The sequence below is a fragment of the Clostridioides sp. ZZV14-6154 genome (genome assembly GCF_020657785.1).
Lineage (GTDB): Bacteria > Bacillota > Clostridia > Peptostreptococcales > Peptostreptococcaceae > Clostridioides.
Genome location: NZ_JAGWCY010000006.1, coordinates 59,369 through 80,240 on the forward strand (window position 1 = coordinate 59,369; position 20,872 = coordinate 80,240).

A 20,872-nucleotide genomic window follows, 5' to 3' on the forward strand; every position below is an offset into this window, starting at 1 on the left:
TTGCCCCCTAATTTTTATTACATTTTTACTTGATTTTATTTAGTATTTCTATTATGTCTTCTTCTATGGGAACTTTAGGATTTGCATTAGTGCATCCATCTTGAATAGCCAAAACTGCTATTTCACTCTGTAAATTACTTAATTCTTCCAAACTTACATTGCATTCTCTCAATTTAATTGGCATGTTTAATTCTTTTTGTAGCTTTTTTATTTCATTAACTAAACTCTTCACACCACTTCTTGTATTTGAAGTACTAAGACCTATTAACTTTGATATTTGTGCATATTTTTTTGCTGATAATGAGTAGTCTGTATTCGAATATCCTGTGATATTAGCATTGTATTCTATTACATGTGGCAATAATATTGCATTTGCTCTTCCATGTGGTATATGAAATTTTCCACCTAGAACATGCGCTATGGAGTGATTTATTCCTAATGATGCTTGATTAAATGCCATTCCTGCTAGACAAGATGCATTATGCATTTTTTCTCTAGCCTCTAAATCATTTCCATCCTTATATGCTTTCAATAAATATTCAAATACTAGTTTTATTGCCTTTTCAGCAAGTGCATCAGAAAAATCATTAGCATTTACTGATACATATGCTTCTAATGCATGTGTCAAAACATCCATTCCAGTATCTGCTGTTATAAAATCTGGTACTGTTTTAACCAACTCTGGGTCTAGTATCGCTATATCTGGAATTAATTCATCTGACACTAGAGGATACTTTGCACCTTTTTGCTTATCTGTTATTACAGAAAATGATGTTACTTCTGAGCCAGTTCCACTTGTTGTTGGTATAGCAATAAATTCGATTTCATTAGTTCTTAAAATTTGCTTTGAAAAGTCCTTTATAGCTTTAGCTGCATCTATTGCAGAACCTCCACCTAAAGCTATTACTGTATCTGGCTTTATATTTTTTAATACTTCGATGCCTTGTACTACTGTATCTATAGGTGGGTCTGGTACTATATCACTAAATACTTCATATGTACTGTGTTTTAAATTTACCAAGATTTTATCTATAGTTTTTGATTTAACCATAAAAGGGTCTGTTATAACCAATACTTTTTTACCTTTTATCTCTTGTAAGTATTCTAAAGAACCTACTCCAAATTTTACTTTGGTTTTTATTTCAAAATTATTCAATCTAATCTCCTCTTTTATAAAAACTTATTTAAAATTAAACAATTGTTAAGCAAAAGCCCCACAGAACAACCTATGGAGCTTTTATTAAGCTTTCAATATTTCGTTATGACATTATTTTAGTAAATATTGGATTTTAGTAAAGTCAAGAATCTTGTATATTAATACTTTATGTTATGCTTTTTCTTATAAGCTATATGAGATATAAATTCATACATTATACCCGCAGCTGTAAGTGAAGTAACATTTCCAGCATCATATTGTGGCGCAACTTCAACAAGGTCATAGCCTACTATATTTAAATCCTTTAATCCTCTTATTATTTCTAATGTTTGGGCAGATGAGAATCCACCTATAACAGGAGTTCCTGTCCCTGGTGCATATGCTGGGTCAACAAAATCTATATCAAATGTAAGGAATGCTTTTGAATCACCAACACGTTGTTTAATTCTTTCTATTATTTCTTCTGTAGTCATCTTATGACATTCAACAGCTTTTAAAACTTCATATCCTAAATCAGTTGAATGATACTTATCTTCTTCACCATAATAACCTTCTCTTATTCCAACTTGAATTGATTTAGATGTATCAACAAGGTTTTCTTTAGCAGCATGGTAGAAAGGTGTTCCATGACTATAAGGCTTTCCAAAATATTCTGCTATTGTGTCATAATGAGAGTCAAAGTGTATTAAAGCAACTGGTCCATGAACCTTATGACAAGCTCTTAATTCTGGTAATGTTACACTATGGTCTCCTCCCATAGCTATTGGAATTACACCATTTTCAAAGATAGGTAACATACCCTCTGTAATTACATCAAATGTATCTTCTACATATCCTGGCACAGAGCCTAAATCACCATAGTCTACCCCAGAACAATAGTCAAATATACCAACATCAAGAACTGGATTATATGGTTTACAACCTAGAACTGACATTTCTCTTATTGATGATGGACCAAATCTAGCACCAACTCTAAATGTAGCACATGAGTCAAATGGTATACCAAGAACAGCAAAATCTACATCGTCTGTTGTAACTACATTTTGTAATCTCATGAATGTTTTAATTCCTGCAAATCTAGGTGATTTTAAAGAATTTATTGTTTTATATTTAATCATAAATACTCTCCCCAATTTTTATTATTTTTGTTATTTTTTTATCAAATTTATTTTAAGCTTCAGATACACCATCTTCTTTTTCCATCTTAAGAACGTATGGAACTGCAATTAACTTTGCAAATATTATACCTATTACTCCACCTACGATTTGACCAACAAGTATTGCAATAACCAAGTTTGGTTGAAAATTGACATTGAAAGCTATAAAATCTCCTAAAGAATATCCTGCACAAACTAAAAATGACATAGATATTACTTTACTTGTCGGTTTCATATCTTTAACTAGTCCAAAAATTGCGATACCATTTGCCATACATGCAACTAATCCAGCACTACCTGCGCTATCTAGTCCAGCTATTGAACCAAGTTTTTCCAGTGGCTTTTTAAAATACTTACGTATAAGGTAAACCATTGGAAATGCTCCACAAAGCATCATTGCAATACTCCCTAGAAGCTCAATAGACCTAAACATTTCTTTCTCATCTGCAAACATTGGGTCAAATCCCCAACTCCCAAATACTTTAGTGAAAATACCTGTATAGTGTTCAACAATAGATGATACTACGACTATTATTAATATGCTTGTAAGACCTTTTCCAAAATACATGAATCCTTTTATCATTCCATTAGGGAACAACTTTAACCCTAATGCAAGCAACACACACACCACAACAATAGGAATTAGATTTTGGAAAATCATTAGCATACTTAAATTTAATGTATAGTTAGAACTTCCTACTGTAGAAAGTGTCGTACGTATCGTAGGATTTGTAAGTAATGCAACCATATATGACGTGAATACTCCAAAAGGTACTGATAAAAATCCAGACATAGCTCCTAAAGCTAAGTACTTGTAATCTTTTTTATCTAAAATTGAAAGTCCTATTGGAATATTAAATGCCACTGTAGATGCACACATAAATCCAACTGCTAATACTATCACTAATATTTCACTCGTTTTCCCAATCTCTATAGCTAAAGCATATGAACCGCAATCTGGTGGCATAATCATAGCTGCTGCTACCACTGGGTCTGCGCCAAACATACTAAACAACTTTCCAAATATTTTCTCTACCCCGACTTTTAGATACGGAACAGATACCATAAGACCTACTATTGGTATAAACATCGTTGCCATAGTATGTAAGCCTTCATCAAAAGATTTGGCTAGCTCTGATTCTTCTTTGAAAATCTTTGCTAATCCTCCAGCTACACAACAAGCCATGATGATATACAGTACTGAGTCTCCTAATAATTCCATACAGTATACCCCCTATGTACTAAAAACATTAATCAGCTCTTTATTACTTAATTTTTATTATATTTCTTATGCTAATAAATACTTCTTATGCTAGTGTCTCTACAGATTCTGTAAAGTTAGGGTCATTTATTATATCTAAGTAATGGTCAAAGTTTTCATCCTTCATAAATTCTATACAATCAGCTGCACGAGTTCTTCCATATTCCCAATAGAAGTCATGGTCTTTACCATATGTTATTTGAACTAATGACCATAAAGACCAATGTGCATTAACTAAAAACTTACTTGTAAGTAATCTTGCTCTTTGCTCTTCTGTTGGTTCTCCACCAAAGTATGTTCTTACATAAAGCTCTTCTTTATCTTTTGGAAGAGGATTTTCTACGCACACACATGCCATATCGTAAAATCTATCATTTGTTCCACCGTATTCCCAGTCTATTACACGCATAACTTTTCCATCATACATAAAGTTTTCTGCTAGTGTATCATTGTGACAAGGAACTAATTTTTGTGGGTTATTTTGATAAGCAATTTCTATTATATCTACTTTTTCTGTTATACTATCCCATCCATCGTATCTCTTATCAAATCCATTTTCTTTAAGTATTTGTAAGTACTCTTTCATCTTAGCTATTGGGTTAAATACACTTTTAAACTCCATTCCACTATCGTGGTATTTTCTCATAATTTCTGCTGATTTCATAACTACATCTGAATTATTTATAAAATCCTCTGCATGCATTGTATCTGATTTTATAAATTCACAAAGTTGTGAACCTGTTTTTGGGTCATAGTAATATATTTCTGGAGCTATTCCAAGACATGACATTAAAGAAGCATTGTGCTTTTCTGCTGGACGATTTATATATCCTGCTGTCCCTACTCCTGCCACACGCATTGCTATTTGAGTGCCATCTTCAATCTCAAGCTTAAAGTTTTTATTTGTAAGCCCGCCTGGCATTATTTCTATTTTGCTAAGTTCTTGGCTAAATGCTGTTTTTGTTAAATTAATTAACCTAAGGAAATCTTGAATTTCATACGGTTGTATTACCTCTCCAAATACTGACATATTTTCTCTTATACTTTCATTTTTCATAATAATTTCTCCTTTGTATGATTTGTTTTTGATTAAAACTTTTTCTATTAAAAACCATTTCCCTTTGATTAGAATTCTATATCTTTGTGCAACACAAAGGTCAACACTATTTTTGTTTAATTTTTTGTTATAATGAATTTTTTTATATATTCTTTGGGTTTTATCTCTATTTGTGCAAATAAAAAAGGGGTTATCTCAAAATGGATTTTGAAAGTTTTGTAAAAAATAATGATTTTGGAATTAGAATAGCAGAAGGTCTATGAGCATCTAAATAAATAAAAGAAAATTCAAAATCTAAAATAAGAAAAGATATTGTAAAATATATTATATAATTTCGAATTTTCACATAAATAAATAGAATATAGAATAATGTAATATATTTATGTCATATTCCTTATGATAAAATTGAACTATGTTAAGGGGGAATTTAATATGCCATTTACTGAAATATGTGTTTATCAAGTCAAGCCACAAAAGGTGGACGAGTTTGAAACGCTTATGCTTGAAGTTAAGAGTTTTTTAGAAAAGCAAGAGGGGTTACTTTTACTTCGATTTACCAAAAGAGAGTATCACATAGACTTAGAACAAATTAAAGAGGGGCTTCCTCCTCCCAAACTTACTCGCATTGTAAAAGCGTTAAGTATATGCTTTATTGGGAGTTTGACACGAAAGAAAATTATGGAATTGCACAAAAAAACCTTTATGATAGTTATTGGAAATCTATCGAAAAGTGCTTAATAGTGCCACATGACTAAAAAAAGAAACCACATTCTGTTTTGTATAGAATATAGTTTCTTGAATTTTAAATAATTAAAAGCAATCTTTTATTTTTTGAATTTTCTAATTTTATAGTAGACAACTTTATTAATTAACTCTTAAATTTTTATCTTCTCTACAAAACTTTTTTCTTATTAAGAAATATGCAGAGATTACAACAAGTTCTATCGCTAAAAATATACCATAAGTAGCTATAGAATCTATACTGTCTATACCATTTCTAAAGAAAATTAATGCTACTCCTGCTACTATAATTCCTATAGCATTTTTACCTATAGCATTCTGACCAAAACCATAAAAAGAAGGGAAATTTCCTTTTATCTCAATAACTGTCAAAATTAATCCAATTACTATAAATAATGCTCCTACAACTTCCATAATCATACTAGCCATTTTACACCCTCCTCATTAGAGAATTAACCACTACTATAAAAATATCTTGCTTTTATAGTTACATTATATATTCAATTGGGTGTTTTTGGAAGCATTATTAAAAAATAATTTTTCATTCTATTTAAATTTATTTTTCATATTAAAATCATCCCAATTTTTATATAAATATTAATCTAACCTGTATAGTTTTATATATTAGAAGGCTTGTAAATAAATTTATTTTATAAAAATCTATTCACAACCTTTTATATACATTTATATATTATATATAAAGAAAATAACAGCTAAATAACCAATATTTTTTTAATTATTAATTTTGATTATAAATTTCTTCAATCTCATTCTTACTCAAATCAACTAGTTCATAAATTTCCTTTAGACTATGTCCCTTGTCTTTCAACCTTATGATAAATTTACGATTTATTTGTAAAGTTGTTTCATTTTTTCCTATTTCTATTCCCTCTCTTAAAACTTCTTCTCTAAAACTTCTACTTCTATCCATAATGTAAGCACCTCTTTTCAGATTTAATAAATATTCTTCATTACTACCTAATTCCTTTAACCTATCTAATGCCTTTTTAACAATAGTATCATTCTTAGCTATAACCCTGACATCCAAGTTAGAAGGATTATTGATAAGTTTTCCCCATAATATAATTCTATCTACTATGTTATCATGTCTATTAATCTTAGGAAGCTCTACAAAATACAGCACTGTTTTCTTTGAATAAATCTCTGGATGACCATCCATAGTTAATCTCATACAATTTACATAATCATCTATTTGCCTATATTTTACATGATTTAGTATATGTATTCCAATAGTTTTTCCAATATCTTTATATTTCTTGCCTTCTTCTAATTTCTTTCCATGTACAAGATTTAAGTAATACTCAGCTCTTTCTCCATAGTCATCTTCAAGGGCTCTTTGCATTTCAATATTTATATGATTCTTTTCTTCATCCTCGGCTAAAATGTCTAATCTAGGTCTTTTCTCGCCAATATAATTAATAGTTGGGTCCGTTTCAACTCTGATTATCTTCTTGATTTGTGTAAATGGCTTAATGTTTTTATTGGCATTTGGAGCATATTTTATAATATCATTTATGAAATTTGATAGTAAATCATAGTCATTATGTAAGGTAAATAGTGATTTAAATACTTCATCATATTCAGGTTTAGCATAACCATCTTCTGTTATAACTTGACCAATATTTTCATCTGTTAATATTTCTTTTGGAATTAGATTTCTAAGTTTGTCTAGCTCCTCATTAGAAAAAATATCTTTTTTTAATATATCATTTATTTTACTTGTCCATTCTCTATCTTTTTCTTCAACTATGGTTCTTCTATACTCTTTTGCAGTTTTTCCAATTTCTAAGCCATATTTCATCCCAACACCACTTTCTTTTATTATATCAATTATTTATTGATTAATCTTGCTTTTTACATCCTTACCTCCTATTTTTTGTATTATTTACAAATGTAATTTAAGGTTTTATTGGTTAAAATTAGCTTTATTTTCTCTTATATTTATTATTGTCCAAACTTGTATTTTTTAAAATAAAATAGAGCATGTTATCCATGATTTTTAAGAATCACAAATAAGACACTCTATCAGTAACATTTTATATTAGAGCTTATTTATAATATATTACAATAAGATTATTCCTACTAAAAATCTTATTACTCACGATTGATTATTAGATATATTATATAAATATTTAAAGCTAATACGATTGATATTATTCTTTATTATACAATGTGCATCCTGTTTTCTCAGTAAAAATCTTAGCCCAGTCTTCTGTACAGTAAAAAACAATACACTCCTGATAACCATCTCCCATGAAAAATAACTGTTTGATATTTTTTTCTTTTTCAAAAACTTCATTCATAAAATATAGCATTTTTTCATTAAACCAGTCATGATTAACTTCTACTTCACACATATACGGATTACCATTGTAGTAAAAACTTATTGTCTGCATGCCAGTTCCTTGATTGAAATCTACTTGGCTTGTATCTTCTACAATTTGTGTGATTTCAAATTCATTATTACTAATAGATAAAATTCCTTGCAGAAATATGGTATACATATCATGTCCTTCTACATCAAAACTGTATACTTGAGAAGATTTAGGTGTCCATATCCCAGTATTGTAATCATAAGAACCCCTGCCAAGAATGGTTAAAAGCATGGCTGTTTTATTCATTGAATCTAATACCTCTGATGGCATGATGTTCCAAGTATCTTCAAGATGTTTAATTGCTTCATCTGTAATGCCATGAATACCCAATTTTTTAAGAGTATTAGCTACTTCCTGAAAAGTCATTTGATTAGAATCTACCATAATATTTTCCTCCTTAGATAAGCTACTATTACCTTTTTAGTTATTATTTCAATCACTTAGCCAATAAAAAATATCGTGCATAATGTAATTATAATTTTATTTTCTATCAAATCTGATTGGTTTGCAAGCTAATAGTATCAAATCAAATTGGACAAAACAACTTTGTTATTTCTTTGAAGCAGATTTTTAAATATCTGAATAAAGTCAAGAAAATACTATCTTCACAGTTTTCCCTGTAATAAAATCTAGTTTTGTATCTATATACATCCTTTTATGAATGAATTTCATTCAATAGATAATTTAAAAAAATACTTGAGATTTAAAGAAGTTTTGAGTTAAAAATTTACAACAGGATAGAGTATTATATGTAATATTTTTTATGTTTATATTTCGCTTTCTCTTTATGTTTTTAGTTTTATTTTTTTGCTTTGTATTTTTATCTTTTTCTGCCTTTTTCTTTATTTTTATTTGTCTTTTTATATTAGTTTCTATTTTTTAGCAGTTACAATATATGAAGTATGATTCACTTTCTTCCATGTAATATTTCTAAAATCTACAGATAACAATTTACATATTTCTTTTTCTGAGTACATTTTTACATCTCCATCTTTGCTGTACTTTATGAAAACATTCATTATATGTCTAAATAAAAATGGTTGCCAACAGTCACAAATTATCAGGGTTCCTTTTGGCTTTAATACCCTACAAACCTCTGACAATACCTTATCGGGTTTAGGATAATGATGAAAAGAATCATTACAATATACAACATCAAAAAATTCATTTTCAAATGGCAAATACTCTGAATCTCCTAAAACTAAGGTAGCATTCTCTTTTAATTTATTTTTTGCTATATCTAACATATTCTCAGAAATATCAATTCCATAAGCCTTTTTCCTACAATCTTCATTTAAAATAGCTTGTAATACTGCTCCTGTTCCACACCCTAAATCTAAAATAGTATCATATGAAATATCTGAAAGTGTTTTAAGTAAGACTGGATAAAGCTTTCTTGCATGTTGCCCCTTTATGTCTTGGTCATAGGTATCCGCTTGATTATTAAATGTTTTTCTTGATTTTTCTTTTATATCTGTCATATCTAAACTCCTCCTTTCTTATATTGTTCACAGTATATCACGGGTAGTTCTTTATGTCAATGAATGATATTCATTCACTTTAAATATTTAATATAACTATATTAAGTTCTCTATAGTTATATTAATATTCAATTTATACTATGTGTATTATGATTAAGTTATATTATGCGTATTATGATTAAGTTATATTATGCGTATTACGTTTAAGTTCCATTATTCATATTATTCTTAAGTTATGCTATATATATTATATTTATTTGGTCAATTTGACCTTTTTATATTTTTTCTCTCTTCTAACTTTTATAAAACAATCATAAAATAAAGTATCATAATAATTACTCATACTTATCACGCATTTTTCTGTTTTATCTGTGACCTTTTATCTTGTCTCTGTAAATTTCACAATTAATATTTTGCCCTAACTAGTTCCTACCTTTAAAAATTTATTTTTAGAACCTATCAATTTTATTCTTTAATTGTCTCTTTACTTTAAAGATAAATCGGTCACAATACTGTTCGTTTTTTACCAACAGCTCATATGCATCCATAATCCCAATAGATTGTACGAAACCAAAAATACCAACTGCCAATCCCAAAAATACAAGTGAATGATATTCTGTCCATTCAATGTACCCTCTAGCTGTTACCGCAATAATAAGAATACCAACCACAAACAAAAATGTACTTGGAATAGCAACTAACTTGTATTTTTTCTTGATTGAAATATATTCCTTTGATAATTCTTTCAAAAACTCATAATCAAATAACAATGGCTCTTTTCTCAAGATTTCATAATCTTCTTGTTCTGTAAACATCCCAAGTATAACAACACCAATACCTAAAACAACACACACTGCTATTCCTAAAATATGCCAACTTGTATGAGTTGGAAGCATTACATAAGGAATACCTGCTAATGCCCAAAACAAAAAACATAAACCCAAATATTTACATTCTCTTTTCTCATTGATAAGATAACCTCTTGCCACTTCCTTGCTTACATAATATCCCTTTTCATTTGTTCCTTTTATTGATTTCTCATCTTTTAATAAAAAATCAATTGATACTTCAAAGATATTAGATAGTAGTAAAAGTTTTTCTGTTTCAGGAAATCCTTGATTGTTTTCCCACTTACTAACCGCCTGTCTTGTTGTTCCGATTTGTTCTGCAATTGCTTCCTGTGATAGCCCTTTTTCTTTTCTCAACTTAAATAATTTTTCACCAAAATTCATATATTATTACCTCCTGTGATTTGATATCCAAATATTATCAAACTATTATGTTAAATTCTATATTTTAAGAAATGCACATTGTCAACTTCAAGTTGCACTCATGTAATTTGTTGCTAAAACATGATTTTATAATAATTTTTGCTTCTCTTTTTGTATTATAGCATCAATGGAAATCTAAATCCTTTCCTTTCTATTTTGGAAGTAATATTTATCAAAATATGATTTTATTAAGTGTACAAACATTTGATTAACAATAGGCTTTTGATTTATGTTCTAAATACAGCATATCCACACATTGAGATTCCCCTTCAAAAATTGGCTCTGGATAATTATCTATAAAAAAGTTTTTAACCTTATGTGAATAAACAAATCCAAATTTCTCATAAAACGGGATTCCACTTTCAGCTGTACCCACAATCATTGATGGATACTTTTCACTATAAACATCTAAAATATGATTTATCACCTTTGATGCATAGCCCATATTTTGAAAATGTTCATATGTAGCAATATTTTTTAATTCACATGTTTCTTTAGAAATTTCATTTACAACTGCTATACAAGTGAGTTCATCATTATCATACAAAGCATACATAGTGCCTTCATCAAGATACTTATCAATCATTACCTCATATGGGTCAGCCACCAACAAAAGGTCAATATGACCTTTTTTATTTTTATCTATAGTTTTTATTTCTATCATATATATCTCCTCTTTTCAGCATATATTTCTTTTATGTTTTTGATACACATAACTAAATGATAATACAATTAGAACACTGAATGATTATTACTATCTAGTATTACTATCTGGTTTTATTGTATTTACTCCTTTTTAGTTTTTAATACTAAATTGATAATAGAATACATTTTTAGAAGAATCAAGAAAAAAATAACCTATTGCTTCGACTTAAATCCTCCTTCACCTCCTATTGTGAGGAAGAGTAATTACAACTTATAGGTTAAAAAAACTTTAATTGTGTATATGTATCTGATTTCTTATAGACTTCTATAATGTCTTTCATCTCTGTCAAAATACCATAACGACCACATTCTTTTTTTAGTACTTGTTCACATCTCTTTCCATTCAAGCTAGGACACACATAATTTAGTCCATATGTCTTTTGATACTGAAATACTAGTTTTTGCGATATATTCTTTAAATGCTTATAAAAAAACTCTCTTTGACCATTACGCATTGTCATTCCATACATACAATAGATAAACTTTGCATTAGCCTTATGTGCTTTTTCAACAATTGCTCTTATCTCATTCTCATTGTCAGTCAAAAATGGTATCAAAGGTGTCAATAATATCCCACAAAATATTCCAGCATCATTAAGCTGTTTTACTGCTTCAAATCGTTCAGAACTTAGACTCACATTAGGTTCTATTTTCTTTGCTAATTCGTCATTTGCAGTGGTTATAGTCACTTTGACAATGGCAGAATTATTTCTTGTTATTTCTTTCAAAATTAGTATATCTCTAACTACCAAACTACTTTTTGTATCAATAGATACTCCAAAATGATTTTCTGAAATTAAATTCAATGCTTGTTGAGTAATGCAAAGGTCTTTTTCAAAAGGATTGTATGTATCAGACATGGCTCCAATACCGACAACTCCTTTTTTTCGCTTTGAATGTAACTCCTTTTTTAGAGTTTCTATCACATTTTCCTTATATCTCACTTGGTCAAAATTTTCTATGTTGTATACTGTGCTACGACTGTCACAATAAATACAACCATGAGGACAACCACGGTAGAGATTCATATTATAATCAATCCCAAACCATCTTGAGTTATCAAATTTAACTTTCTGTAAAATTTGTTTTGCTGGTATACTTTTAATCATTATTAACCTCTTTTACTATCAGCATCTATAATATTCTTTAAGGAATTCACCCATGTTTCTAACGTTTGAGTTAAGACCAATTGCTGGTCTAGAATAGCCTTCCCTGTTTCTGGTACATTCGATTTTGTATTTATATTTTCCTCAATATACGACTTTAATACTTGTATGTTTTCTTCAATACTACTTAAGCACAGTTTTTGCTTTTCTGGTGTAAGACTGTATAAATTTACTATTACAGCATTGAAATCCAGAAAAATATTTACTGGCTTTGAAGCTGTATCAAACATTAAATCTAAAAAATGCTTTTCACCTAATTCTGTTAAAGAGTAAATTGCCTTTTCTGGCATTCTCCCCTCTCTTACAACTGTACTTTGAATATAACCTTTTTCTTCTAACTGAATTACCTTCTTATAAATTGATGGTGTACTGATTTTAACCCAACGTGATATATTTCTATATTCCACCACTTTCTGTATATCATAAGCACTCTGAGGCTGTTGCTTTACTATCCCAAGTACAATTAAATCTATTGTTGCCATAAAAATTCTCCTCTCGTTTTCTCTCTATTGACAAATACTATAAATTATAGTAGCATTTTCTGTATTACTATAAATTATAGTATTATATTTTAGAGCTAATGTCAATAGAAAGGGAGTGTTTAGCATGAAAGAAAGCAACAAAAAAATTGAATTATTAGGGTCTGCCCCAATACCGAAAGCATTGTTATCTATGGGATTACCTACTATGATAGGTATGATGATAACTGCATTGTACAATTTAGTAGATGCATACTTTGTGGGTGGCCTTGGAACAAGTCAAATGGGTGCTATATCTGTTGCATTTCCACTAGGTCAGATTATTGTGGGATTAGGATTATTATTTGGAAATGGAGCAGCTTCCTACATTGCCAGACTCCTAGGTCATGGAGATAAGGAAAAAGCAGGTAAAGTTGCTAGTACAGCTATTTACAGTAGTATAATAGTCGGTATATTATTTATTATTGTCATTATGATTCTTCTCAATCCTGTTTTAAAATTATTAGGAGCTACAAAAAGTATTATGCCTTATGCAATGTCTTATGCCAGTATATATGTCGTATCATCTATTTTTAATGTGTTTAATGTCACTATGACTAATATTGTCACAAGTGAAGGAGCTGCTAAAACAACTATGTGCGCTATGTTATTAGGTGCATTGCTTAATATGATTTTAGACCCAATATTCATTTATACTTTTGGAATGGGTGTAAAAGGCGCTTCAATTGCAACTGCTCTTTCTCAGATGGTTTCAACACTTGTTTATATAGGATACATTTTTAGCAAGAAAAGCATGTTTAGTTTTAGAATTAAAGAATGTTGTTTTTCAAATGAAATCATGTCAGAAATATTAAAGATTGGTGTACCTACCTTAATATTTCAGTTATTGACTAGTCTCGCTATTACATTAACTAATATGGAAGCTACAAAATATGGTGATTCTGTAATAGCTGGAATGGGTGCAGTAACAAGAATAATGTCTTTAGGTAGTCTTATCGTATTTGGGTTTATAAAAGGATTCCAACCAATTGCTGGTTATAATTTTGGTTCAAAGAACTATGATAGATTACACAAAGCAATAAAAACATCTATAGAATGGACTACTATATTTTGTGTAGTACTTGGTCTTGTAATGGTGTTTTTCCCAACAGCTATAATTTCACAATTTACAAGTGGTGACGTGTTATTGATTGAAAATGGTAGTAAGGCTCTTAGGGCAAATGGATTTTCATTTATGTTATTTGGTTTTTATACAGTGTATTCTACATTATTCCTTTCACTAGGAAAAGCAAAGGAAGGTGGATTTTTAGGCATGTGTAGACAAGGGATATGTTTTATTCCTATAATCTTGATTATTCCTATATTTTGGGGATTAAATGGTATTTTATATGCACAACCAATAGCTGATTTTATAGCTGCCATAGTTGCAGGTTTTATGGCGATAAGACTACATAAAGAGCTTCATATTTTAAAAATAAATTCCATTTCTTCTAAAGAATAAATCGAATTTAAAGTATGTGTCAGTTATATAAATCGACTATCAAAGAAGCTTCATGTATATTACTTATACAAATCGACTATCAGAAAAGATATAAAATTATTTCATGTATTTTGTAGGCTTAATTAACTCTATTAGCACTTATAAATTAATTTATCTATTTATATTGCTTAATCTACTTGCCAACAGGCAATAATATATATTAACATATATTTTTCACACAAATCATACTATTAATATGTGGTTAAATAATCCTTTTTCTCAAACTACTTGTTATTTTATCTATTCACTTGTATCATGGGATTATAATTATTTTAGGAAGGGAGACATTATATGCTTTCACAAAACGATATTGATATACTTACACAAAGTTTATCTTTTTGGGATAAACTCACTGACTCTCAAAAAAGCTTATTAATCTCTTCAGCCAATATATCCCACTTTGAAAAAGGAAGCTCCATTCATAGTGGTGATAGTGATTGTGTTGGTGTTTTGATTATAAAGTCTGGAACAATACGCACATACATACTTTCAGATGAAGGGCGTGAGGTGACACTTTTCCGTCTTGATAGTGGTGATGTATGTATATTATCAGCATCATGTATTCTAAATACAATAACTTTTGATGTCTATGTAGATGCTGAGACAGATTGTGATATTATACAAATTAGTTCTTCTGTTTTCTCAAAATTATCTACAGAAAATATTCATGCAGAATTGTTCTCGTATAAACTAGCCACTGAACGTTTTTCTGATGTTATGTGGGCAATGCAACAAATCCTTTTTATGAGTTTTGATAAGCGTTTGGCATCTTTTTTAGTTGATGAAATAACTAAGCAAAGTAATACTACTGTAAATATGACTCATGAACAAATTGCTAAGTATATGGGAAGTGCGAGAGAAGTTGTGTCGAGAATGTTGAAATATTTTGCTAGTGAAGGTCTTGTATCTCTATCTCGTGGTGGTATAAAAGTGTTGGATAAAGATAGACTTCGTTCTTTAACATTATAAGGGGATGACTCAAAATAAAAATTTAAATCATCTCCCTTTTTATACAAAAATTGAATATCATACATTATAGCTTAATATTTTATTAGATTCATTTTTTTATTTAAATACATCTAATGTTCCTATTTAATATAATAAATAAAAAACATTGACTATTTATCTAACACTTTTTATTTATTATTCTAATAAACTTCTTTTATTTCATTCTCAGTTAATGTAGAATATTTAAATTTGGTTAATGTATCCTCTAATTTAAAACCATTCTTCTTTAGCATTATTATAAATCCAGAGTCTTTTCTTCTAGCTTCTTCCTTTTTAGCTCTTTCTTCAATTTCTTCTTTAAAATTTCTACTTTTATTCATAATGTAAGCACCTCTTTTTTATTATATCAATTCTTCATTAATTTAATTTTATTTTTCATATAATTACCTTCTGTTTTTATAAATACGGATAAATTTAGTTTGAATTTTTATTTGCTAATAAAATAGCTTAGTTTTACTTCTATTACTAATATGAAATAAATTTGAATTTTTTTGAAAAGCTTACTCTTATGATTAGTGTAACTTACCTGCGATTTTACCTGAAACTTTTTTATCTATTTCATCAAGAATATGAGAATATATATTTTTCATTGTTGCATTAACAATTCAAACACTACATTTCAATATAAAACATTACATTTCAAATTGAAATCTTATATTTCTATTTGAAATGTAATATAAAGAAATATAATATTATTTTATTAAATTACAAAAAATATTTTCATAAAATTGTATTAAATCAATTTGATTAACAGTTAAATTACAATAAATCACATAAAAAAACAAATAAAATATTATTAATCTAAAAAGTTGGCATATTTTGTGCTTTTATAATTTAACATAAATCTAAAATTAAATAAGGAGAAGAAAATGAATAAAAAACAGTTGATGAAATTCTTACTTGTTGCAGCTATACCAATAATTGTATGGAGCTTACCTGCACCACAAGGATTAAAGAAAGAAACTTGGGATATTGTTGCTTTATATCTAGGTTTACTAGCAGGTCTTGTTATTAAACCATTTAAAGAGCCAATAATTACCTTAATCATTGTAGGTGTAGCCCTTATGTTTATGGATGAGTCAATACTACTTCATGGATATTCGGATAAAATGACTTGGTTTTTAGTTGTTGTAACTATTGTCTGTACAGCATTTGTAAAGACAGGACTAGGAAAACGTATGGCATACAACCTTTTACTAAGAGCAGGAGATTCTACTCTAGGACTTGGATACTTAATGATGATAAGTGATTTAATACTTAGTCCTGCTACAGGGTCAAATGCCTCTAGAACAACTATTATATATCCTATATTTAGAAATATCGCAGAAGGTGCAGGTTCTAAGCCTGATGATGAGCCTAAAAAATTGGGTGCATATTTAACAGTATTAACATATGTAGTCTCTCAAGGTACAGCAGCATTATTTTTGACAGGTATGGCAACTAATGCGATAACAGTTTCTTTGGCAGCAAGTATGTTAGGTGTTAACTTAACTTGGGGAACTTGGTTTATGGCATCAGTTGTACCAGCAGGTTTATTCTTACTAGTAGCACCACTTATAGTCTATAAAATATATAAGCCAGGTTTAACTCACTTAACAGATATTAAGCCACAGATAAGAAAAGATTTAGATTCATTAGGTGCTATTACAAAACATGAAAAGATACTAGTTGTATTCTTTATTCTTGCAATTCTTGGATGGATGTTTGGTGAAAAAATACCTTTTGTAAACTTAAATATGCAAGTAGTAGGATTTGTGTTCTTAGCATTAGTTCTTATAGCAGGTATTTTAGATTGGGACGATGTTATTGGAGCTAAAGGAGCATGGAATGTATTTATATGGTATGGTGCCTTTTATGGTATTGCTGGTTCGTTAGCTGATGCAGGTTTTTACAATTGGCTGGCTGATAAATTAGGTACAGTACTTAATCTATCAGATGTAAATGGATTATTAGTTACAATAGTACTATTGTTAGTGAGTTTGGCAGTTAGATACTTCTTTGTATCAAATAGTGCATTTGTAGCATCTTTTTATCCTGTACTATTTGCAATAGTTTTATCTACTAAAGCAAATCCGATGGTAGTTACATTATTACTAGCATTCTTTGCAAGTTATGGAGCTTTATTGACTCATTATGGAAATGGAGCTGGTCTTATAGCCTTTGCATCAGGATATGTATCTCAAAAAGATTTCTGGAAAGTAGGTACTATCATGGTAATGGTTGCATTAGCAATATTCTTAGTAATAGGCTTACCTTACTGGAAAATAATTGGATTATGGTAAGTACACATTAAATTTATATATTGGAGATGAATAATTATGCTAGATTTACTTATTGTAAATGGACATGTAGTAGACCCTAAAAATAATGTAAATGGGAATAAAACAATTGCTATATACAATGGAAAAATAACTGAATATAAACATGGCGATAATGCAAAACACACAATAGATGCAAGAGGTAAATTTGTTTTTCCAGGGTTGATTGATGCACATGCTCATATGTTTGCAGATGGAACTGAAATTGGTATATATCCAGATAGCACCTATCTTCCAACTGGTGTTACTAGTGCAATTGATTGTTCAGCAGGGGTAGCAAACTACCAACTCTTTAAGTCTTCAATTGTGGCTAGAAGTAAAGTAAATATAAAAAGTTTCTTGCAAGTTTGTTCAGCAGGATTAGTAACTACTAGCTATCATGAATGCATTGACCCAAGGTATTTTAATCATGAAAAAATAGAACGAATATACAATGAAAATAAAGACAATATATTAGGTCTAAAAATAAGATTAAGTGAAAATTTAGTAGAAGGTCTAGGAATAGAGCCATTAAAAGAAACTATTAAAATAGCTGAAAAAATAGGATGTCCTGTTGAGGTACATTGTACAAATTTACCAGTTCCTACAGAGGAAGTATTAAATATATTAAGACCAGGAGACATATTTGAACATGTATATCAAGGTGTTCAAAACACTATCCTCGACTCAAATGGCAATTTATATGAATGTGTAAAGAAAGCAAGGGAAAGAGGAATCATATTTGATACAGGAGAAGGTAGAAAACATGGTGACTTTGAGGTCATGTTAAAAGCAAAAGAGCAAGGATTTATAGCTGATATTTGTAGTACAGATTTGGTACTAGAAAGCATGTTTAGAAGACCTATATTCTCTCTACCAAATCTTATGTCTAGATACATGTGTATGGGAATAAGTCTATATGATGTTGTAAAAATGACAACACAAAATCCAGCTAAACTTATGAAAATGGAAAATCAAATAGGATGTTTATCAGAGGGTTCAAATGCAGATGTAGCAATATTTGACATTATGGATGTTAAACAAACTTATACAGATTGGAAAGGTAGTAAATTCGAGGCAGATAAATTATTAAAAACAGAAATGACAATTAAAAATGGATTTATAGTATATTGTGCCCCAGATTACATATATGAAAATTAATTAGGAGGAAAAAAATGGGTTGGAAAATATTATTACCACAAGAAATAATGCAAGAAGGAAGAGATTACTTAGAAAGTAGAGGACATGAACTAATAACTGGTTCAGGCATGGAGACTAAAGATATAATAAATGATATAAAAGGTATTGATGCAATTATAGTTAGGTTATCTAAAATAACGAGAGAGGTATTTGAAGCTGCTGATAACTTAAAAGTAATAGTACGTCATGGTGCAGGATTTGATACTGTAGATTTGGAGGCAGCAAAAGAATTTGGTGTTCAAGTATTGTATTGTCCAGTAGCAAATAGTACTTCTGTTGCAGAGGTAACACTAATGTATATGTTATATTGCTCTAGAAATTATACAAGAGTAAGAAAAAGTTTTATAGATGACTATTATAAAGCTAAGCTAAGAACTCCTAAATGTGAGCTTGATGGAAAAACTGTAGGAATTATTGGATGTGGAAACATAGGTTCAAGAGTTGCTAAGATGTGTATGGATGGATTCAATATGAAAGTAGTTGCATATGACCCATATAAATCATCTAAAGACTTCCCACAAGGTGTAGAAGTAACTAGAGATATAAGCAAAATATATAAAGAAAGTGATTTTGTTTCTGTTCACTGTCCAACAACTTCTGTCACTAAACATTTTATAGGAAAAGAACAGTTTAGTATGATGAAGGAAACAGCATTTTTTATAAATGCAGCAAGAGGAAGTGTTGTAGATGAACAAGCTTTATATGAAGCATGTAGAGATAATATTATAGCAGGTGCTGGCTTGGATGTATTACAACAAGAACCAGTAGATTCTAAAAACCCTATATTATATTTAGATAATGTTGTGGTATCTCCTCATATAGGAGCAGCAACTAAAGAAGCTACTAATAGAGCCTCTTTACACTCTGCAATTGGAATTAATGAGGTATTTGAAGGTAAAAATCCTACTTGGCCAGTAAAATCAATAGATTGGGACAATGCAACTATATACAATGATTAGTAAACAACAAACACTTATTAGGAGGAACTTAAAATGACAATAGGAAATAGAGTATATTTAAAAAGAGATTTACCAGATAAAGAACTTGTAAAAAGATTTAGTGTATTACCAGCAGCTAATGTAGGAGACTGTATGTATAGGTCAAGTGCATTAAGTTCAGAAATAAAGTTAATGTCTTCACCAAAAAACAGAATGTGTGGAGTTGCATTAACAGTAAAATCAAGACCAGGAGATAATTTAATGCTTCATCAAGCTCTTAATATAGCTCAAGAAGGAGATATAATAATACTATCTAATAATGGAGATAGAACACAAGCTATCATGGGAGAAATCATGTACAAATATCTTGCAGATTTCAAAAAGGTAGCAGGAATTGTAATAGATGGTCCAATAAGAGATATTGATGTTATATCAAAGTCTAGTTGTCCAATATATGCTACAGGAACTACTCCAGGTGGTCCATATAAAGAAGGTCCTGGAGAAGTGAATGTACCTATATCTATAGGAGGAATTGCTGTTAATCCAGGAGATATAATATTAGGAGACCAAGATGGTGTAATCGTAATCCCTAAAAATGATGCAGCAGACCTTATTGATAAAGCAGAAGCAAATGCTCAACAAGACCATGCTAAAGTAGTAAAAGCTTCTGAAGGAACTGCAAATAGAGAATGGGTAAAAGAAACATTAGAAAAAAAAGGTGTACAAATTATAGATGATGTTTACAGAGTTTAGTAATAGATGACTTCTACTCTATGTCTATAAAATATTTATACATATAAATATTAAAATAAAAATGGATGTGTCTCAAAATGAACTTTTTAGTTCATGAGGCACTCTTTTTTGTATGAAATCAATTATATTTTCATCATTTCAACAATGAAAAAGAAGCTTATCTCTATTTTGAGACAGCCCCATTTTTTATTTTATTCAATGAACATTTTATTCAATGAACATTTTATTTAATGAAGATTTTATTCAACAAACATTTTATTTAATAA

20 protein-coding genes are annotated in these 20,872 nt (G+C 29.4%); 7 read left to right on the top strand and 13 right to left on the bottom strand.

What is annotated here, in order from left to right:
- Window positions 1-25: 25 nt before the first annotated feature.
- The 4 genes from KGF45_RS13245 to KGF45_RS13260 form a co-directional block, all read right to left on the bottom strand.
- The gene (locus KGF45_RS13245) at window positions 26-1,156 is read right to left on the bottom strand and encodes a 1-propanol dehydrogenase PduQ (RefSeq protein WP_227828732.1); all 1,131 of its coding nucleotides are present in this window, start codon (window positions 1,154-1,156) and stop codon (window positions 26-28) included.
- A gap of 158 nt (window positions 1,157-1,314) precedes the next feature.
- A complete protein-coding gene (gene speB / locus KGF45_RS13250; protein ID WP_227828733.1) occupies window positions 1,315-2,274 on the bottom strand; it encodes an agmatinase in 960 nt (319 codons plus the stop codon).
- Between the two features lie 52 nt (window positions 2,275-2,326).
- A complete protein-coding gene (locus tag KGF45_RS13255; protein ID WP_227828734.1) occupies window positions 2,327-3,535 on the bottom strand; it encodes an ethanolamine utilization protein EutH in 1,209 nt (402 codons plus the stop codon).
- A gap of 85 nt (window positions 3,536-3,620) precedes the next feature.
- Complete coding sequence (locus KGF45_RS13260) at window positions 3,621-4,631, bottom strand: choline/ethanolamine kinase family protein (protein ID WP_227828735.1); 1,011 nt, start codon at window positions 4,629-4,631, stop codon at window positions 3,621-3,623.
- 432 nt (window positions 4,632-5,063) lie between these two features.
- Here KGF45_RS13260 and KGF45_RS13265 point away from each other — a divergent pair, with 432 nt between their 5' ends.
- Window positions 5,064-5,369, top strand: a complete 306-nt coding sequence (locus KGF45_RS13265; RefSeq protein WP_227842715.1) for a hypothetical protein — start codon at window positions 5,064-5,066, stop codon at window positions 5,367-5,369.
- 126 nt (window positions 5,370-5,495) lie between these two features.
- Here the strand turns inward: KGF45_RS13265 and KGF45_RS13270 are convergent, their stop codons facing one another.
- From KGF45_RS13270 to KGF45_RS13305, 8 genes are all read right to left on the bottom strand, one after another.
- On the bottom strand, window positions 5,496-5,801 hold the full coding sequence (locus KGF45_RS13270; protein ID WP_227842716.1) for a hypothetical protein: 306 nt from the start codon (window positions 5,799-5,801) through the stop codon (window positions 5,496-5,498).
- Between the two features lie 310 nt (window positions 5,802-6,111).
- Complete coding sequence (locus KGF45_RS13275; RefSeq protein WP_227828738.1) at window positions 6,112-7,194, bottom strand: Rpn family recombination-promoting nuclease/putative transposase; 1,083 nt, start codon at window positions 7,192-7,194, stop codon at window positions 6,112-6,114.
- 352 nt (window positions 7,195-7,546) lie between these two features.
- A complete protein-coding gene (locus tag KGF45_RS13280) occupies window positions 7,547-8,134 on the bottom strand; it encodes a hypothetical protein (RefSeq protein WP_227842717.1) in 588 nt (195 codons plus the stop codon).
- A gap of 506 nt (window positions 8,135-8,640) precedes the next feature.
- Window positions 8,641-9,249, bottom strand: a complete 609-nt coding sequence (locus tag KGF45_RS13285; protein ID WP_227828740.1) for a class I SAM-dependent methyltransferase — start codon at window positions 9,247-9,249, stop codon at window positions 8,641-8,643.
- 449 nt (window positions 9,250-9,698) lie between these two features.
- Complete coding sequence (locus KGF45_RS13290) at window positions 9,699-10,481, bottom strand: helix-turn-helix domain-containing protein (protein WP_227842718.1); 783 nt, start codon at window positions 10,479-10,481, stop codon at window positions 9,699-9,701.
- Window positions 10,482-10,728: 247 nt separating this feature from the next.
- On the bottom strand, window positions 10,729-11,184 hold the full coding sequence (locus KGF45_RS13295; protein ID WP_227828742.1) for a GNAT family N-acetyltransferase: 456 nt from the start codon (window positions 11,182-11,184) through the stop codon (window positions 10,729-10,731).
- Window positions 11,185-11,443: 259 nt separating this feature from the next.
- The gene (locus KGF45_RS13300; RefSeq protein WP_227842719.1) at window positions 11,444-12,334 is read right to left on the bottom strand and encodes a radical SAM protein; all 891 of its coding nucleotides are present in this window, start codon (window positions 12,332-12,334) and stop codon (window positions 11,444-11,446) included.
- A 2-nt stretch (window positions 12,335-12,336) separates the two neighbouring features.
- Window positions 12,337-12,873, bottom strand: a complete 537-nt coding sequence (locus KGF45_RS13305) for a PadR family transcriptional regulator (protein WP_227828744.1) — start codon at window positions 12,871-12,873, stop codon at window positions 12,337-12,339.
- Window positions 12,874-12,997: 124 nt separating this feature from the next.
- Here KGF45_RS13305 and KGF45_RS13310 point away from each other — a divergent pair, with 124 nt between their 5' ends.
- Together KGF45_RS13310 and KGF45_RS13315 are read left to right on the top strand one after the other, a co-directional pair.
- Window positions 12,998-14,371 (top strand): MATE family efflux transporter, encoded by a 1,374-nt coding sequence (locus tag KGF45_RS13310; RefSeq protein WP_227842720.1) that lies wholly within the window; start codon window positions 12,998-13,000, stop codon window positions 14,369-14,371.
- A 330-nt stretch (window positions 14,372-14,701) separates the two neighbouring features.
- Window positions 14,702-15,379 (top strand): Crp/Fnr family transcriptional regulator, encoded by a 678-nt coding sequence (locus tag KGF45_RS13315; RefSeq protein ID WP_227842721.1) that lies wholly within the window; start codon window positions 14,702-14,704, stop codon window positions 15,377-15,379.
- 179 nt (window positions 15,380-15,558) lie between these two features.
- On the opposite strand, the gene KGF45_RS13320 is transcribed toward KGF45_RS13315, so the two are convergent.
- Window positions 15,559-15,738, bottom strand: coding sequence for a hypothetical protein (locus tag KGF45_RS13320; RefSeq protein ID WP_227839187.1), 180 nt, complete (start codon window positions 15,736-15,738; stop codon window positions 15,559-15,561).
- A gap of 549 nt (window positions 15,739-16,287) precedes the next feature.
- Between KGF45_RS13320 and KGF45_RS13325 the strand changes: the two genes are divergently transcribed.
- The 4 genes from KGF45_RS13325 to KGF45_RS13340 are packed head-to-tail and all read left to right on the top strand — an operon-like array spanning window position 16,288 to window position 20,606.
- The gene (locus KGF45_RS13325) at window positions 16,288-17,700 is read left to right on the top strand and encodes a DASS family sodium-coupled anion symporter (RefSeq protein WP_227839186.1); all 1,413 of its coding nucleotides are present in this window, start codon (window positions 16,288-16,290) and stop codon (window positions 17,698-17,700) included.
- A 36-nt stretch (window positions 17,701-17,736) separates the two neighbouring features.
- Window positions 17,737-18,876 carry an amidohydrolase family protein gene (locus KGF45_RS13330; protein ID WP_227839185.1) on the top strand — a complete coding sequence of 380 codons (1,140 nt, stop codon included), beginning with the start codon at window positions 17,737-17,739 and terminating at the stop codon, window positions 18,874-18,876.
- A gap of 14 nt (window positions 18,877-18,890) precedes the next feature.
- The gene (locus KGF45_RS13335; RefSeq protein WP_227828750.1) at window positions 18,891-19,874 is read left to right on the top strand and encodes a hydroxyacid dehydrogenase; all 984 of its coding nucleotides are present in this window, start codon (window positions 18,891-18,893) and stop codon (window positions 19,872-19,874) included.
- Window positions 19,875-19,907: 33 nt separating this feature from the next.
- Entirely contained in the window at window positions 19,908-20,606 is a 699-nt protein-coding gene (locus KGF45_RS13340; protein ID WP_227839183.1) for an RraA family protein, read from the top strand.
- Window positions 20,607-20,872: the final 266 nt, after the last annotated feature.